The sequence below is a fragment of the Terribium retamae genome (assembly GCF_022347545.1).
In the GTDB taxonomy this organism is placed as follows: domain Bacteria; phylum Pseudomonadota; class Alphaproteobacteria; order Rhizobiales; family Rhizobiaceae; genus Mesorhizobium; species Mesorhizobium retamae.
The window spans coordinates 14,670-31,796 of record NZ_JAKREW010000045.1 but is presented as its reverse complement, the minus strand read 5'-3'; the positions used below and the strand labels follow the sequence as shown (position 1 = coordinate 31,796).

16 protein-coding genes are annotated in these 17,127 nt (G+C 61.7%); 15 read left to right on the top strand and 1 reads right to left on the bottom strand.

Annotated elements, in window-relative coordinates; all coding sequences use genetic code 11:
- From L4923_RS26255 to L4923_RS26245, 3 genes are all read left to right on the top strand, one after another.
- On the top strand, positions 1 to 781 hold a 781-nt coding region (locus tag L4923_RS26255; RefSeq protein ID WP_239370058.1), incomplete at its 5' end, for an ABC transporter substrate-binding protein.
- A 162-nt stretch (positions 782 to 943) separates the two neighbouring features.
- The gene (locus L4923_RS26250; RefSeq protein WP_239370057.1) at positions 944 to 1,870 is read left to right on the top strand and encodes a carbohydrate ABC transporter permease; all 927 of its coding nucleotides are present in this window, start codon (positions 944 to 946) and stop codon (positions 1,868 to 1,870) included.
- 12 nt (positions 1,871 to 1,882) lie between these two features.
- Positions 1,883 to 2,776, top strand: a complete 894-nt coding sequence (locus tag L4923_RS26245; protein WP_239370056.1) for a carbohydrate ABC transporter permease — start codon at positions 1,883 to 1,885, stop codon at positions 2,774 to 2,776.
- A 61-nt stretch (positions 2,777 to 2,837) separates the two neighbouring features.
- On the opposite strand, the gene L4923_RS26240 is transcribed toward L4923_RS26245, so the two are convergent.
- Positions 2,838 to 4,598, bottom strand: a complete 1,761-nt coding sequence (locus L4923_RS26240; protein ID WP_239370055.1) for an ATP-binding protein — start codon at positions 4,596 to 4,598, stop codon at positions 2,838 to 2,840.
- 128 nt (positions 4,599 to 4,726) lie between these two features.
- Between L4923_RS26240 and L4923_RS26235 the strand changes: the two genes are divergently transcribed.
- The 12 genes from L4923_RS26235 (at position 4,727) to urtE (ending at position 17,104) form a co-directional block, all read left to right on the top strand.
- Entirely contained in the window at positions 4,727 to 5,386 is a 660-nt protein-coding gene (locus L4923_RS26235; RefSeq protein WP_239370054.1) for a response regulator, read from the top strand.
- A gap of 158 nt (positions 5,387 to 5,544) precedes the next feature.
- On the top strand, positions 5,545 to 6,162 hold the full coding sequence (locus L4923_RS26230; RefSeq protein WP_239370053.1) for a LysE family translocator: 618 nt from the start codon (positions 5,545 to 5,547) through the stop codon (positions 6,160 to 6,162).
- Positions 6,163 to 6,373: 211 nt separating this feature from the next.
- Positions 6,374 to 7,576, top strand: coding sequence for an ABC transporter substrate-binding protein (locus L4923_RS26225; RefSeq protein WP_239370062.1), 1,203 nt, complete (start codon positions 6,374 to 6,376; stop codon positions 7,574 to 7,576).
- 31 nt (positions 7,577 to 7,607) lie between these two features.
- On the top strand, positions 7,608 to 8,384 hold the full coding sequence (locus tag L4923_RS26220; protein WP_239370052.1) for an ABC transporter ATP-binding protein: 777 nt from the start codon (positions 7,608 to 7,610) through the stop codon (positions 8,382 to 8,384).
- Positions 8,377 to 9,087: an ABC transporter ATP-binding protein gene (locus tag L4923_RS26215; protein ID WP_239370051.1), complete on the top strand. Its 711-nt coding sequence runs from the start codon at positions 8,377 to 8,379 to the stop codon at positions 9,085 to 9,087. Before L4923_RS26220 ends, L4923_RS26215 begins: the two co-directional genes overlap by 8 nt.
- Before the next feature lie 3 nt (positions 9,088 to 9,090).
- Entirely contained in the window at positions 9,091 to 9,972 is an 882-nt protein-coding gene (locus L4923_RS26210) for a branched-chain amino acid ABC transporter permease (protein WP_239370050.1), read from the top strand.
- A 1-nt stretch (position 9,973) separates the two neighbouring features.
- Positions 9,974 to 10,948 (top strand): branched-chain amino acid ABC transporter permease, encoded by a 975-nt coding sequence (locus L4923_RS26205; RefSeq protein WP_239370049.1) that lies wholly within the window; start codon positions 9,974 to 9,976, stop codon positions 10,946 to 10,948.
- A gap of 232 nt (positions 10,949 to 11,180) precedes the next feature.
- On the top strand, positions 11,181 to 12,491 hold the full coding sequence (urtA, locus tag L4923_RS26200) for an urea ABC transporter substrate-binding protein (protein ID WP_425531013.1): 1,311 nt from the start codon (positions 11,181 to 11,183) through the stop codon (positions 12,489 to 12,491).
- Positions 12,492 to 12,567: 76 nt separating this feature from the next.
- Positions 12,568 to 14,211, top strand: a complete 1,644-nt coding sequence (gene urtB / locus L4923_RS26195; RefSeq protein ID WP_425531014.1) for an urea ABC transporter permease subunit UrtB — start codon at positions 12,568 to 12,570, stop codon at positions 14,209 to 14,211.
- Positions 14,208 to 15,377 (top strand): urea ABC transporter permease subunit UrtC, encoded by a 1,170-nt coding sequence (gene urtC / locus L4923_RS26190; RefSeq protein ID WP_239370048.1) that lies wholly within the window; start codon positions 14,208 to 14,210, stop codon positions 15,375 to 15,377. The genes urtB and urtC overlap by 4 nt, the downstream gene beginning before the upstream one ends.
- Positions 15,378 to 15,428: 51 nt before the next feature.
- On the top strand, positions 15,429 to 16,175 hold the full coding sequence (gene urtD / locus L4923_RS26185; protein ID WP_239370047.1) for an urea ABC transporter ATP-binding protein UrtD: 747 nt from the start codon (positions 15,429 to 15,431) through the stop codon (positions 16,173 to 16,175).
- 233 nt (positions 16,176 to 16,408) lie between these two features.
- Positions 16,409 to 17,104, top strand: coding sequence for an urea ABC transporter ATP-binding subunit UrtE (gene urtE, locus L4923_RS26180; RefSeq protein WP_239370046.1), 696 nt, complete (start codon positions 16,409 to 16,411; stop codon positions 17,102 to 17,104).
- The last annotated feature ends 23 nt before the right edge of the window (positions 17,105 to 17,127 follow it).

Below are 17,127 nucleotides of genomic sequence, written 5' to 3'. Positions count from 1 at the left end.
CACGGCCGGTTTCCTTGAACTTTGCAAGGCAATGAAGGCCAAGGGAACACCGGCCGGCTTCCCGCACGGCAAGGCGGTGGGCGACGGCAACAACTACGCCCACTGGCTGCTGTGGAGCCATGGCGGCAAGATGGTCGACGAGGGCGGCAAGGTGACGATCAACAGCCCGGAAACGATAGCGGCCATCAACTATGCCAAGGCGCTCTACGAGACATTCATTCCCGGGACCGAAAGCTGGCAGGATATCAACAACAACCGCGCGTTTCTGGCCGGCCAGGTGTCGCTGATCGCGAACGGCGTTTCCGTCTACTACGCCGCCAAGAAGGATCCGGCGCTGGCGGAAATCGCTGCCGATATCCGTTCCACCAACTTCCCGATCGGCCCCGTCGGCAAGAGCGTCGAGCTCCACCAGACAAGTTCGCTGCTGCTGTTCAACCACACGAAGTATCCGGAAGCCGCGAAAGCCTACATGAAGTTCATGCTGGAGGCGGAGCAGATGAACAGCTGGATCACCGGCGCCAGCGCCTATTGCTGTCAGCCGCTCAAGGCGTTCGCGAGCAATCCCGTCTGGACGGCGGATCCCATCCACGCGCCCTATGCGCGTGCCTCGGAAACGCTGCGCCCGAATGGCTATGCCGGCCCGCTCGGCAACGCTTCGGCCGGCGTGATGGCGGACTATGTGCTTGTCGACATGTTCGCCGGTGCCGTGACCGGACAGATGTCGCCGGAAGACGCGGCAGCGGAAGCCGAGCGACGTGCCAACCGCTACTACCGCGCCTGATCCGGCGCAGGGATGATCCTGCCGGCGGCGCCTCGTGCCGCCGGCAGCAGAGCACGACCCCGAAAAGTGGGACCGGTTTTCGGGAACGCGCTCGACAAAGAATTAGATCAGGATGGCGGTTCGCCATCCTGATCCGGGAAAGGTTCAAGCGGGAGAAAGTCGATGTCCACCGTGCCGTCCGGAAAACCGCCATCCGCATCGATTATGCAGAACAACAATCTGCTCGGCTTCCTCTTCATGCTGCCGGCGGCCATATTTCTCGTCTGTTTTCTTACCTATCCGCTTGGCCTCGGCGTCTGGCTCGGCTTCACCGATACGCGCATAGGGCGCGACGGCATCTTCATCGGGCTTGAGAATTACGAATTCCTGATCCGCGACAAGGTGTTCTGGCTCTCCGTCTTCAACACGCTGCTCTACACGCTGATCGCCTCGATCCTAAAATTCGCGCTGGGGCTCTGGCTTGCCCTGCTTCTCAATGAGAACCTGCCCTTCAAGTCTTTCCTCCGCGCCATCGTGCTTTTGCCGTGGGTGGTACCGACGGTTCTTTCGGCGCTGGCGTTCTGGTGGATCTACGACAGCCAGTTCTCGATCCTGTCGTGGTCGCTGATGAAGCTTGGCGTCATAGACGGCCCGATCAACTTCCTCGGCGATCCCAACAACGCACGCGTTTCCGTCATCGCGGCGAATGTCTGGCGGGGCATTCCCTTCGTGGCGATTTCGCTGCTCGCCGGATTACAGACCATACCGGCTTCGCTGCAGGAGGCGGCTTCGCTTGATGGCGCAACGAGCTGGCAGCGCTTTCGCTATGTGACGCTGCCGATGCTGACACCGATCATAGCCGTGGTGATGACCTTCTCCGTGCTTTTCACCTTCACCGACTTCCAGCTCATCTACGTGCTGACCAAGGGCGGGCCGGTGAACGCGACACATCTGATGGCAACGCTATCGTTTCAGCGCGGCATTCCGGGCGGCCAGCTCGGCGAAGGCGCGGCGATCGCCGTGGCCATGATCCCGTTCCTGCTCGCGGCCATCATGTTCAGCTTTTTCGGTTTGCAGCGTCGGAAGTGGCAGCAGGGCGGACAGGATTGAGGAGGCACCGATATGTCAAGCAACGTTCCAGCCGACGTCCTGACCGACAATGCCGAGGGCATGAGCTACCTCAACCGGCTGCCCCGCCGGATCATGGTCCTGTATCTGCCGCTCGCCGTCTTCGTCTTCGTGCTGCTTTTCCCATTCTACTGGATGGCCATCACTGCCGTTAAGCCGAATTCCCAGCTCACCGACTACAACAACTACAGCCCGTTCTGGGTCGTCGGGGCCACGCTCGACCACATCAAATATCTGCTGTTCCAGACATCCTATCCCGGCTGGCTGTGGAACACGATGCTCGTCGCGGTATGCTCCACCATCCTGTCGCTGGCTGCCTCCGTCTTCGGAGCCTATGCGATCGAGCGCGTGCGCTTCACCGGCTCACGCTCCGTCGGGCTTCTCATCTTCCTCGCCTATCTGGTGCCCCCTTCGATCCTCTTCATTCCGCTGGCCTTCATCGTCTTCAAGCTCGGCATGTATGATTCCAGGCTTGCGCTCATCTTCACCTACCCGACCTTCCTCATCCCCTTCTGTACCTGGCTGCTGATGGGGTACTTCCGCTCGATCCCGTTCGAACTGGAGGAGAGCGCATTGGTGGACGGGGCTTCGCGCTGGCAGATCCTCGTCAAGATCATCCTGCCCCTGGCGGTGCCGGGCCTGATTTCCGCCGGCATCTTCGCTTTCACGCTGTCATGGAACGAATTCATCTATGCGCTGACCTTCATCCAGTCGTCGGAAAACAAGACTGTGCCGGTCGGCGTGCTGACCGAGCTGGTGCGGGGCGACGTGTTCGAATGGGGATCGCTGATGGCAGGCGCGCTGTTCGGCTCTCTTCCGGTCGTGATCCTCTATTCGTTCTTCGTCGACTATTACGTGTCGTCGATGACCGGGGCGGTGAAGGAGTAGTTCGGACTTTTGGTTCCACGGCAGGCGGAGCCAGACTAACGGCAACGACTGCCCTGTTTCGTCAACTGTCTCCCTCGCGTCGATCCGCCGCCAGAACCGCAGCTATCGCCTCCCTGAGGTCATCGCCGCTGACCGGCTTGTGCAAGATGCGGAAACCACTGGCGGTCGCTTCGCGAATGCGCGACGGCGAGGTGTCGCCTGTCACAATGATGCCCGGTACCGGATGGCCGAGATAGGCGGACAGCGACTTGATCGCCTCGACGCCGGTGGCGTTGTCCCTCAGCCGGTAGTCGGCCACGATCAAGTCGACGGGCGCCAGCCCCTGCTTCGCGGCTTTGCTATGAGCGACCTGCACGTCCGCTGCCGATTGCCCGGCATAGATCCGGTGGCCTTCCAGTGTCAGCAGGCCAACCATGGCATCGAGCACCTCGCGCTCGTCATCGACGATCATGAGGCTTGCCACCGCCTGCTCCTGCGGTGTGCTGATCGGCAAGGCCGGTGTATCGACATTCACGGAAGCCAGCGTCACGGAAAACATAGACCCGCGACCCGGTGCCGAAACAAGTTCCAGTGGGTGCCCGAGCAGTTCGGCCGTTCTGCGCACGATCGCCAGGCCCAAGCCCAGGCCCTGAGCCCTGTCGCGCGCCGGATTGTTCAGCTGCACGAATTCCTCGAAGACCGCGGCCTTCTGATCTTCCGGTATCCCGAGCCCGGTGTCCCAGACCTGGATTTCCACCCCGGTTGCCCGTCGGCGGCATCCAAGCAAGACGCTGCCGGAGTTCGTGTAGCGGAACGCATTGGTGAGAAGGTTATCGAGAATCCGTTTCAGCATCATCGGATCGGTGTCGACATGGACAGATGTATCCACGACCCGCCAACTGAGATTTTTCGCCCGAGCGGATGCGGCAAACTCATCACGCAGGCTGCGGAAGAGCTCGCCAAGGTCGACATTTTCCCTGGCCACGGTGACGACGCCGGCGTCGAGCTTCGAGATATCGAGAAGCGCGTTGAGCAAGCCGCTCAGATTGCCGACGATGGCCCTGGCTGAGCTCGCCAGGTTGCGTGCGTCTCCTGACGGCACGTCGCCGCGACGACCGAGCACCGACAGTGTCGAAATCAGCAGTCCAAGCGCGTGGATCGGCTGGCGCAGATCGTGCGACGCCGCCGCCAGGAACCGGGTCTTGGCCTTGTCGGCGGTCTGCGCGCGATCACGCTCCTCCTGGAGGTGGCCGATCAACCCGACATTCTCCAGGCGCAACCGGATCATCTCGTGCAGCATGCGGTAGGCGATACGGCCATAATAGATGTTGATGGCGATCAGGCAGGCGAGCAGAAAAAGATAGGCATCGCCGACCGCACCCGGCATCGTCGTGAAGCGGGCTGCGACCGGTATCGTCGTTGCGAAGATCGAACCGATCAACGCCGGCGGGAAGGCCGACATCGATGGGATGGTGCCACTCACCAGTCCGGCGAGGATCGCAACGATGAAGGCAAACAGATGCGGCTGGTCAGGCACATAGCCGATCCAGGTCAGGGAACCCCATAGAAGGCCGGATGCCCATGAAAAGCCAGCAGCGGCCCACGCCCATCTGCGCAAGGAAGCAGGTGTCCTGGGATGCTTCCAGAAACGTCGTGCCACCACGACGCGAGCCACAATGAGCGCATAGACGGCGACGATCCAGGGCACGAGCCACTGCGTCGGAACAGAGCCGTAGAGTGCATAGACGATGCCGAGGGAGATGGTGACGTTGGAAATCACCACGCCATAGGCATTGCGGTACAGATGTTCGATCAGGGCTTCCTGGATCTTGTCTTCCTGCATCGAACCCTCGCACTTGTCTGCCGGGTGGACCGGCCCTTTTCCCGACTTGCCGCTTGATCTACCGCCCGCGTGTTTCCCATACGTTAGCAATCGCTGAAGTAAGGTGCCGTCCCCAGGACAGAGACATCATGCATCGCCCGCTGACCGCCATCCTTGCCGACGATCACGCCATCATGCGCGAAGGCGTCAAGCTGCTCATCAGTGCGATGGAAAATGTCTCGGTCACTGCGGAAGCGGCGGACGGCGAGACACTGCTCAAGCTCGTGCGCGACACGAAGGCGGACCTGCTCGTTCTCGACCTCGGCATGCCCGGCGTTTCGGGCGTACCGTTCATCGCCGAGATCAAGGAATTGGCGCCGCGGCTGAAGATCGTCGTCCTGACCGCCAACATCGAGCCGCGGACGGTTCGGCTGGCGCTGGAGTTCGGGGCGAACGCCTATCTCACCAAGGACGGTGACCCTGAAGAGCTCGGTGCAGCGATCGAAGCGTTGCGACAGGGCGAAACCTATCTTGCGAAAACCGTGCGTTTCGCGATCACCGAGCCAGACAGGAAGAGCCGAGCGCCGGATGCGCAGGAGATCATCTCGCCGGTACCGCTGACACAGCGGGAACGCCAGATCCTGCTTCTGGTGGCCCAGGGCATGACGGCACGCGAAACCGCGGACCGGCTCGGCATCAGCCAGGCAACCGCCCGCAAGCACCGTGAGAACCTGATGCGAAAGCTCGACCTCCACAGCACCGCGGAGCTGACCGCCTATGCCGTTCGGCTGGGGCTTCCCACTGGCTGAAGTTACGGCTTCCGCTGCCATTCCGGTAACGCCCCCTTAACCAACATGACCGTAGCGGTGGCGCGCGTGCACCGAAATACGGCATCTGCCGTATGTCGCCGTTCTCCCAGCTCTCCTATCCCTTCACGCGCCGTCGAGGCGCCACAGGGGAGGGCCGCATGCCGTCGCTGGAGCCGTGGATTCCATTCATCGCTGCAACCATCGCCTTTGCCTGCATGCCCGGGCCGGCCATCTTGTACATGACCGCGCAAACCGTTGCTCACGGCCGCCAAGCCGGTTTGATGGCAGCGCTCGGCATCCATCTCGGCTGCTATGCCCATATCGCCGCCGCCTCGATTGGCCTGGCGTCGGTGGTCGAAGGCGCTCCGGCGCTATACGCGGCGATCCGTTTCGCTGGTGCGGCCTATCTGGTGTGGCTCGGTGTCACCATGTTCCTCGGATGGAATCACGATTCCGGCAACGGCAGGGCGCATCGACCGAACACGCTGCGCGACAGCATCGTCGTTGAAGTGCTCAATCCGAAGACCGCGCTGTTTTTCCTGACATTCCTGCCGCAGTTCGTGGAGACCGATGCCGGGGTTCCACTCTGGCTGCAGTTCCTGATCCTCGGCATGGTCGTCAACCTGGTGTTCTCGGCCGCCGACGTCGCCGCGGTCGGCCTTGCCTCGATCACACTCGGGCGACTGTCCTCGGGCGTTTCCAGCTGGGTTGTGCCGAAAGCTTGCGGTTCGATCCTGATCGGCCTCGGTGTCGCGCTCGTCACGCATCAGGTGTAGGGAGAGCTCTTTCGCTCCATTGGTTTCGATCGGGCTGGCCAGGGGAGCCATTGGCAACCGTCATCCTCTACGCACATCGTCGTACTAGAATTTCCCGATGCGGCCGTGCCATGCTGACTTTTCGCGTGCGTCCTTGCTAGATTGCAAAAGGGTGAGGGTTCGCATGCGGCGGCTGGAGGGCCGCAGTCCATTCGGGAGGAACCATATGGCAATGATCTCACGCGCGCTCGCAGTCGCGCTTCTGGCAAGCGTTTCGTTACCTGCGGCCGCACAACAGTTTTCGGACAATAAGGTCAAGATCGGCATTCTGAACGATCAGTCGGGCGTCTACGCCGACTTCGGCGGTAAATGGTCCTATGAAGCGGCCAAGATGGCGGTCGAGGATTTCGGCGGCAAGGTGAAGGATATGCCGATCGAAGTGGTCACCGCGGACCATCAGAACAAGGCAGACATCGCCTCCAACATCGCGCGCCAATGGTACGACACCGAACAGGTCGACGCGATCATGGAACTCACCACCTCATCCGTCGCGCTCGCCGTCCAGGGCATTTCCCAGGAAAAGAAGAAGATCGACATCGTCACTGGCGCAGCAACCTCCGACCTGACGGGCAAATCGTGCTCGCCCTACGGCTTTCATTGGGCCTATGACACCCATGCCCTGGCCGTCGGGACCGGCGGCGCGCTTGTGCAGCAGGGCGGCGACACCTGGTTCTTCCTGACCGCGGACTATGCCTTCGGCTACTCGCTGGAGGAACAGACCTCGAAATTCGTGACCTCGAAGGGCGGCAAGGTGCTTGGCGCCGTGCGCCACCCGCTCGCCACCACCGACTATTCGTCCTTCCTGCTGCAGGCGCAGTCTTCAGGGGCCAAGGTCATCGGCCTTGCCAATGCCGGCCTCGACACCGCCAACGCGATCAAGCAGGCGGCGGAATTCGGCATCGTTTCGGGCGGCCAGCGCATGGCAGCGCTTCTCTTCACCCTCGCCGAAGTGCATGGTCTGGGTCTGGAAGCGGCGCAAGGCCTTACACTGACCGAAGGCTTCTATTGGGACCGCGACGATGAATCCCGCGCGTGGTCGAAGAAGTTCATGGACCGCACGGGCCGCATGCCCAACATGATCCAGGCCGGCACCTATTCCGCCGTGCTTCAATACCTCAAGGCCATCGACAAGGCTGGAACCGACGAAACAGAGGCGGTTGCCAAGAACCTGCATGAGATGCCTGTCGAAGACGTCTTTGCCCGCGGCGGCAAGGTCGGGCCCAACGGCCGCATGATCTACGACATGTATCTGATGGAAGTGAAGAAGCCGTCGGAGAGCAAGGGCCCGTGGGACTATTACAAGGTCCTCGCGACCATCCCTGGCGACGAAGCCTATACCAAACCTGCGGAGTCCGGATGCCCGCTGGTCAAGTAGGGTGTCGCAGCGAACAGGGTCGGAGGTATCCTTGAGTACCGCGTCCCAACCTGACCAGGGTTCTCCCGTCCTGTCCGCGCGCGGCCTGCGGCGTGATTTTGCCGGGTTTGTTGCCGTGAAGGATGTCGACCTCGACGTCCATCACGGCAAGATCCATGCCTTGATCGGCCCCAACGGGGCCGGCAAGACGACCGTATTCAACCTTCTGACCAAGTTCTTGCAGCCCACCGCGGGAACCATAACCCTGGCTGGCCACGACATCACCAAGGCGGCGCCGGCCAAGGTCGCCCGGATGGGCGTGGTGCGCTCGTTCCAGATATCGGCGACCTTTCCGCATCTGACCGTGCTCGACAACGTACGGGTGGCGCTGCAGCGGCCCAATGGTCTCGCCACCCAGTTCTGGCGGTCGCTTTCCGCGCTCGACCAGCTGACGCCGAAGGCCATGGAGTTGCTTCAGGCCGTCGGCCTGGACAATGCCAGGAACAGGCTGGCATCCGACCTCTCCTATGGCCGCAAGCGCGTGCTCGAGATCGCCACAACGCTCGCTCTCGACCCCAAGGTGCTGCTGCTCGACGAGCCGATGGCCGGCATGGGCCATGAAGATGTCGGCGCCATCTCGAGGCTGGTTCACACCATCGCCAAGGATCGCGCCGTGCTGATGGTGGAACACAATCTTTCCGTGGTCGCCGACATTGCCGATTGGGTGACGGTGCTGCAGCGCGGCCAGATGCTGGCTGCCGGAGACTACGACACGGTGAGCAAGGACGAGCGCGTGCGGATCGCCTATATGGGGACCGAACATGAGTAGCACCGCACCCCTGCTCTCGGTCCGCGGCCTGAATGCCTGGTATGGCGAAAGCCATGCGCTGCACGGCGTCGACCTCGATATCCGTGAAGGCGAGACGGTCACATTGCTGGGCCGCAACGGGGTCGGCAAGACCACGACATTGCGAGCCATCATGGGGCTCATCCGCAAGCGGACCGGACAGGTGACGTTTGCGGGCAAGGACCTTATCCGCATACCTCTCCACCACACTGCGCGTGCCGGCATTGGTTATGTCCCGGAAGAGCGCGGCATCTTCGCCACGCTGACGGTCGACGAGAACCTGATGCTGCCTCCGGTGATTGCAGGAGGCGGCATGGGCATCGACGAGATCTTCGACCTGTTTCCAAACCTCAAGGAACGACGAAACAGCCAGGGCACGAAGCTCTCCGGCGGAGAGCAGCAGATGCTCGCGATCGCGCGCATCCTGCGCACGGGAGCCAGGACCATCCTGCTCGACGAACCGACGGAGGGTCTGGCCCCGGTGATCGTGCAACGCATCGGCGAGTTGCTGGCGGAATTGAAACGCCGGGGCATGACGATCCTGCTGGTCGAGCAGAACTTCCGCTTCGCCAGCCGCATCGCTGACCGGTTCTACCTGATAGAGCACGGCAAGGTGATGTCGGAGTTTCCGGTCGGCGAACTCGAGAACAGGATGGACGAACTGCATGAAGTGCTGGGGGTCTGAGCGGTGATTTTCGGTATCCCCATTCAGGCCTTTGCCGGACAGCTCCTGGTCGGGCTGATCAATGGCTCCTTCTACGCCATGCTCTCGCTCGGCCTTGCCATCATCTTCGGCCTGCTGCGCGTCATCAACTTCGCGCATGGCGCGCAATATATGCTGGGCGCCTTCATCGGCTATCTCATCCTCGCCAAGCTCGGCATCGGCTACTGGCCGGCGTTGATCCTGGTACCGATCGCGGTCGGCCTGTTCGGTATCATCGTCGAGCGCCTCGCGCTGTCGCGACTCTATGAGGTGGATCCGCTCTACGGCCTGCTCTTCACCTTCGGTCTTGCCTTGGTTCTGGAAGGCGTGTTTCGCTATATCTACGGCGTTTCCGGTAACCCCTATCCGGTACCGCCCGCCCTCGCCGGAGGCGTCAATCTCGGCTTCATGTTCCTTCCCATCTATCGTGGCTGGATCGTCGTCGCCTCGCTGATCGTCTGCCTGGGAGCCTGGCTGCTTGTCGAAAAGACGAAGTTCGGTTCCTACCTGCGCGCCGCCACTGAAAACCCCAAGCTCGTGCAAGCTTTCGGCGTCAACGTTCCGATGCTGCTGACGTTGACCTACGGCCTCGGCGCCGGGCTTGCCGGGCTTGCCGGCATCATGGCTGCTCCGGTTTACCAGGTCAGCCCGTTGATGGGCTCCAACATGATCATCATCGTGTTTGCCGTCGTGGTCGTCGGCGGCATGGGATCGATCCTGGGAGCGATCCTGACCGGCTATATGCTCGGCCTCGCCGAAGGCCTGACCAAGGTGTTCTACCCCGAGGCCTCGAGCATCGTCATCTTCGTGATCATGGCGATCGTCCTTTTGATCCGCCCTGCCGGCCTGTTCGGAAAGGACGCCTGATATGGCCGAAGCAACTGTCCAGCCGAGCAAGACCACCGCGAACCGCATCGAGATCGTCCTCATCGGACTCGGCGTGGCAGCGCTATTGGCGCTGCCGTTCTTCGTCTATCCGATCTTCGTGATGAAGATGATGTGCTTTGCGCTGTTCGCCTGCGCCTTCAATCTTCTGCTCGGCTATACGGGATTGCTGTCTTTCGGCCACGCCGCCTTTTTCGGGGGTGCGGCCTATTTCACCGCACATGCCGTCAAGGTCTGGGGGTTCCCACCGGAGATCGGCATCCTCACCGGCGTCGCAGGAGCGGCCCTGCTCGGCCTCGTCATCGGCTTTTTCGCCATCCGCCGCCAAGGCATCTATTTCGCCATGATCACGCTGGCGCTTTCGCAGATGTTCTTCTTCTTCTGCGTGCAGGCCAGCTTCACCGGCGGCGAGGACGGCATCCAGGGCGTGCCGCGCGGAACATTTCTCGGCGTGTTCGATCTGCAGAACGAACACACCATGTATTATTTCGTGGCTGCCAACTTCCTGCTCGGCCTGTTCATCGTCTGGCGTATCGTCAACTCGCCTTTCGGTCTGATCCTGCGGTCGATCCGCGAGAATGAGAGCCGCGCCATTTCGCTCGGTTATTCCGTGCAGAACTACAAACTGGCGGCTTTCGTGATGTCGGCGGCACTCGCGGGACTTGCCGGCGCCATCAAGGCGCTGGTTTTCCAGTTCGCCACTCTGACCGACGTTGCCTGGCAGATGTCGGGCGAGGTGATCCTCATGACATTGCTCGGCGGCATCGGCACGATGGCTGGCCCGATCTTCGGCGCCGGCTTTGTCGTCGCCTTGCAGAACATGCTGGCGACGTCGGACTTCCCGGTGACCATCGCCACCGGTCTGATCTTCATGGTCTGCGTGCTGATCTTCCGCCGCGGCATCGTCGGCGAAATCTACGCCTGGCTTGAGCGCCGGCGCGGGGAAAAACCGGAATAGCTCCATCGCAATATGGTCATTGTTGATCTGTATAAATTTTAGGCAGTCGTTGGCGTCGATTAAATTTTAGGCTGAAGTAACTCGCGATAGCCCTTGTAATTAGCAACCCGCAAAGACGCGACGAACGCTCCCAACCGCCTAAGCGATTAATTAGAAATGGGAATCTTCCCTGCGGCTGATCTGGCACGCGGCTTGCTTTTCTTTTTCAGGCACAGCGAAAAGGGGAACTGCCATGTTCGAGGTCAAAAAATATTCGCGCCGCCTGGCCGGCGCGGTCATGATCGCCGGTTCGATCGCCTTTACCGGTTCCGTCCGAGCCGAGGGCGACACCATCAAGATCGGCGTCTTGCATTCCTTGTCAGGCACGATGGCGATTTCAGAAACGACACTGAAGGACGCCATGCTGATGCTCATCGAAGAGCAAAACAAGAAAGGCGGCGTGCTTGGCAAGAAGCTCGAAGCCGTGGTTGTCGATCCGGCCTCCGACTGGCCGCTCTTTGCCGAAAAGGCGCGCGATCTGATTTCCAAGGACAAAGTCTCGGCAGTGTTCGGCTGCTGGACCTCGGTTTCACGCAAGTCGGTCTTGCCGGTCTTCGCCGAACTCGACAACCTGCTGTTCTATCCGGTCCAGTATGAAGGCGAGGAGAGCCAGCGCAACGTCTTCTACACCGGCGCCGCCCCCAACCAGCAGGCGATCCCTGCCGTCGACTACTTGATGAGCGAGGACGGCGGCTCGGTGAAGCGCTGGGTGCTGGCTGGCACCGACTACGTCTACCCCCAGACCACCAACAAGATCCTCCAGGCCTATCTGAAGTCAAAGGGTGTGGCCGACGAGGACATCATGGTCAACTACACGCCTTTCGGCCATTCCGACTGGCAGACCATCGTCTCCGACATCAAGAAGTTCGGTTCGGCCGGCAAGAAGACCGCAGTGGTTTCCACCATCAACGGCGACGCCAATGTGCCCTTCTACAAGGAACTCGCTAACCAGGGCATCAAAGCCGAAGATATTCCGGTTGTCGCCTTCTCGGTGGGCGAGGAAGAACTGGCCGGCCTCGACACCGCACCGCTGGTTGGGCACCTGACGGCATGGAACTATTTCCAATCCGTCGAAACACCGGGCAATGCCGAATTCATCAAGACCTGGCGCGCCTTCGCCAAGAACGACAAGCGTGTGACCAACGACCCGATGGAAGCCCACTATATCGGCTTCAACATGTGGGTGAAGGCTGTCGAAAAAGCCGGCACCACCGATCCGGACGCGGTGATCGACGCGATCGTGGGTGTCTCGGTACCGAACCTCTCGGGCGGCTACTCCACGATGATGCCGAACCACCACATCACCAAGCCGGTGCTCATCGGCGAGATCCAAGCCGATGGCCAGATGGAAACGGTGTGGCAGACCTCGGGCCTCGTAACCGGCGACGAGTGGTCGGACTATCTGCCTGAATCGAAGAACCTGATCGCCGATTGGCGCAAGCCGATGTCCTGCGGCAATTTCAACGTGGCAACCGGCAAGTGCGGCGGCCAGAGCACCAACTAGCCCCACGCACGAGGCTTACGGGTGCCTCCTTCCCGCCCGTAAGCCTGCTTCTTTCAGTTCGGAAACCACCGTGACGATCAGCGCTCCAAAATATCCGGCCTCGCCGACAATCCTCGTCGCCGCGCTGCTTGCCGTCCTCACGCTCGTTGTTTTCGCACCATCTGTGCGCGCCGACGAAGCGGTGGTGCGGGCAGGCCTGGCAAAGTTCGCGACGGCAAAAGGTTTTGGCGAGGTCGAAGCGGCGGTGCGCGAGCTCGCAGCGACAGGCGACCCTGCGGTTTCGAAGCCGTTGGCAGCACTGTCCGAAGGCAATCTCTATGTGCGCAAGTCGGACGCCGCGGTTTTCATCGCAACCAGCAATGGCGAAACCTTATCCCTTGCCGATCCTCTGACAGGGGCGGAAGCCGGCACCGCCAAAGCGGGCGAGATGGCGAAGGTGCGCGTCAACAACGCGGTGCGCGGTGCCATACGCGCGGTGTCCGGTTCGTTGACGCTTGGCAGCGGGGATGCCGGTGTTCGTCTCGCCGCCGCGAACGCAATCTTTTCCAGGCCGGATCCCAATACCATCGACGCGTTGGATGCCGCCATCGCCAAGGAAACTGATGCGACAGTAAAAGCGCGGATGCAGATCGCGCGTTCATCGTCGGTACTGGCTTCCGATCGTTCCGACGAGGAAAAGAGCGCGGCGATCAAGCTGATCTCCGGGCTTGGCAGCCGTGAAGCGCTGAACCTGCTGACCAGCTTCCAAAGCAATGCGCCGGACAGGCTGAAAGAGGAGGCCGCCAGCGCTATCCGTTCCATCAACGGCACGCTGATGGCTTGGGACGTCGCGCAGAACGTCTGGTACGGCATCTCGCTTGGCTCGGTACTGTTGTTGGCGGCGATCGGACTGGCGATTACGTTCGGCGTCATGGGCGTCATCAACATGGCGCATGGCGAAATGGTCATGCTTGGTGCCTACACCACCTTTGCCGTGCAGGAGGCCATCCGCGCCACGGCACCGGGGCTGTTGGACTATTCGCTCATCGCCGCTTTGCCTTGCGCTTTCGTGGTAGCCGCGGCGGTCGGCATCGCCGTCGAGCGCGGTATCATCCGCTTCCTCTATGGACGTCCGCTGGAGACGCTGCTTGCAACGTGGGGCGTATCTCTCATCCTGCAGCAGGCGGTTCGAACCATTTTCGGGCCCACCAACCGCGAGGTCGCAAACCCGTCCTGGATGTCGGGCGGATTCGAGATCGGGCAATTGGCGATCACCTGGAACCGGCTCTGGATCGTCGCCTTTTCGCTCGCCGTCTTCGCCCTGCTCCTCCTGATTTCGAACCGCAGCGCCTGGGGTCTGCAGATGCGCGCGGTAACACAGAACCGGCGCATGGCGGCATCGATGGGCATCCGGACACCCTGGGTCGACGCCTTCACCTTTGGGCTGGGTTCCGGCATCGCAGGCATCGCCGGCGTGGCGCTCAGCCAGATCGGCAACGTTTCGCCGAACCTCGGGCAGGGCTACATCATCGATTCCTTCATGGTGGTGGTCTTCGGTGGCGTCGGCAATCTCTGGGGCACGCTGCTTGGCGCGATGTCGCTCGGCATCGCCAACAAGTTCCTGGAACCTTATGCGGGTGCGGTGCTCGGCAAGATCATCGTTCTGGTTCTTATCATCCTCTTCATACAAAAGCGTCCGCGCGGGCTGTTCGCGCTCAAGGGCCGGGCGGTGGAAGCATGATCGCGGCAAGGCTTCTCAAAAACGGGATTGACCGGCGCATCGCGGCCACCATCGCGCTGCTGGTCGGCGCGGCTGTCCTCGTGCCGGTACTCCATCTGGCCGTTCCCGAGAGCAGCCCTTTCCACATTCCCGCTCACGCCGTCGTCCTGTTCGGCAAATATCTTTGCTACGCGCTGCTGGCGTTGGCGCTTGATCTCGTCTGGGGTTATTGCGGCATCCTCTCGCTCGGCCATGGCGCGTTCTTCGCGCTCGGCGGCTATGCGATGGGCATGTATCTGATGCGCCAGATCGGCGATCGCGGCGTCTACGCCAACCCGGTCCTGCCCGACTTCATGGTGTTCCTGAACTGGAAGGAGCTGCCCTGGTTCTGGCATGGCTTCGATCAGTTCTGGTTCGCTGCGGCGGCGATCGTCCTAGTGCCGGGCGCACTCGCCTTCGGCTTCGGCTGGCTTGCCTTCCGCAGCCGTGTCACCGGCGTATATCTCTCCATCATCACCCAGGCGCTGACTTATGCGCTTCTGCTCGCCTTCTTTCGCAATGACATGGGCTTTGGCGGCAATAACGGGCTGACGGATTTCAAGGACATTCTAGGCTTTCCCGTGCAGGCGCCGGCAACGCGCGCGGCGCTGTTTGCCGCCACCGCTCTGGCCCTGGCGGCCTTCATCGCCGTCACGGCGATGGTCGTCGGCTCCAAGCTCGGCAAGTTGATGGTGGCCGTTCGCGATGCCGAAAGCCGTACACGCTTCGTCGGCTGGCGACCCGAGCACATCAAGCTCTTCGCCTTTACGCTGTCGGCGGTCATGGCCGGCATCGCCGGCGCGCTCTACGTGCCGCAGGTAGGCATCATCAACCCCAGCGAGTTCGCGCCCGCCAACTCGATCGAGGTTGTCATCTGGGTCGCCATCGGCGGCCGCGGCACAATTCTCGGTCCGATATTGGGGGCCATGCTGGTGAACTGGACAAAGAGCTGGTTCACGGCGGCACTGCCGGACTTTTGGCTGTTTGCGTTGGGCGCCCTGTTCGTGGCCGTGACGCTGTTCCTGCCGAAGGGCGTGATCGGCATGTGGGACCAGTGGCGTGCAGCGCGACGGTCGCGCGTGGACGGGGTCGTGCCAGCCATAGGCACACAGCCGCGGCAGTCGCTGGGCACGGAGGCAGCGGAGTGAAGTGATGACGAACACCGCACAACCGGCTCACGCCCCCAAGGACACGGGCGCATGACCAAGCAGCACACCATTCTCTATCTCGATGGCGTGTCGGTTGCCTTCGATGGGTTCAAGGCGATCAGCAATCTGTCGCTGACCCTCGGCAGGAACGAGATGCGCGCGATCATCGGCCCCAACGGGGCCGGCAAAACGACGATGATGGATATCATCACCGGCAAAACGCGGCCGGACATCGGCGATGTCTATTTCGACGGTGTGCATGACCTGACCAGGCTGGACGAGGCGGATATCGCCAATCTGGGCGTCGGCCGGAAGTTCCAGAAGCCGACGGTGTTCGAGATGCATACGGTCGAGGACAACATTGCCTTGTCGCTGAAAAGCCCGCGCGGCGTGTTCGCCGCGCTGTTCGATCTGCGGTCAGCCGAAGCGCAGGGCCGTATCGACGATATCCTTGAAATGGTGCGGCTTAGCGCCCGGCGCGGTGAAAAGGCTGCCAACCTCTCTCACGGCCAGAAGCAATGGCTGGAGATCGGCATGCTGCTGGCACAAGATCCAAAACTGTTGCTGGTCGACGAGCCGGTGGCGGGAATGACCGATGCGGAAACGGAAGAAACCGGCCGGCTTCTCAAGAAGATCGCCCAAACACATTCCGTCATCGTGGTTGAGCACGACATGCATTTCGTGCGTGAACTCGACGTCAAAGTCACCTGCCTGCACGAAGGCTCGGTTCTGTCTGAAGGCTCGCTCGATTTCGTCTCGTCCGACGAACGGGTGATCGAAGTCTATCTTGGGCGGTGACGGCATGTGGCGCGTGTGTCTGGAACGTTTCGACGCCAAAAGGGCCAACACCCCATACCCGACCGCCGCGCGAGGCGGCGGTCGCGCAGAGCGCGACCGGATAGGAAATCAGGGTCGAAACCCTGTCGGAAATTTCACGAACCTCCCTTGGCCGGCCGGAAGGTCTGCCACCCCCGCCGCCGCGGCGGCGGGGGCGTGGGGGGACCACGCACAGGCGCATATGGAGCCGCGCCATGCTTGAGGTCAGAGACGCAACCCTTCACTACGGGGCCGCACAAGCGTTGCGTGGCGTCTCGCTCGTGGCTGCACAGGGTGAGATCACCTGCGTGCTTGGCCGCAACGGCGTCGGCAAGACCTCGCTGATGCGGGCGATCGTGGGACAGCACCACCTCTCAAGTGGATCGATAGCCTTCGAGGGGAAGGCGCTCGACCGGAGCACGCCGTATGAGCGTGCCCGGTCGGGCATCGCATTCGTGCCGCAAGGACGGGAGGTTTTCCCGTTGCTGACGGTCCGGGAAAATCTCGAGACGGGGTTTGCTCCGCTCAAACGCGGCGAGCGTACCGTTCCGCCCTACGTGTTCGAGCTGTTTCCCGTGCTGAAGCAGATGCTCTACAGGCGCGGCGGGGACCTCTCCGGTGGCCAGCAGCAGCAGCTCGCCATCGCAAGGGCGCTGGTGACCCGGCCGAAGCTGCTGGTCCTGGACGAACCGACCGAGGGCATCCAGCCGTCCATCATCAAGGACATCGGCCAGGCGATCCGCTATTTGCGCGGCATGCTCGGCATCGGCATTCTTCTGGTGGAACAATATCTCGATTTCGCGCGCGGCCTTGCCGATCGCGTTGCGATCATGGATCGTGGCGAAATCGTCTTTTCCGGTGATCCAACGAGCCTTGATGACCCGCATGTACGCCGACACCTCACACTCTGACGGCGCAGCTCCGATGCAGGAAG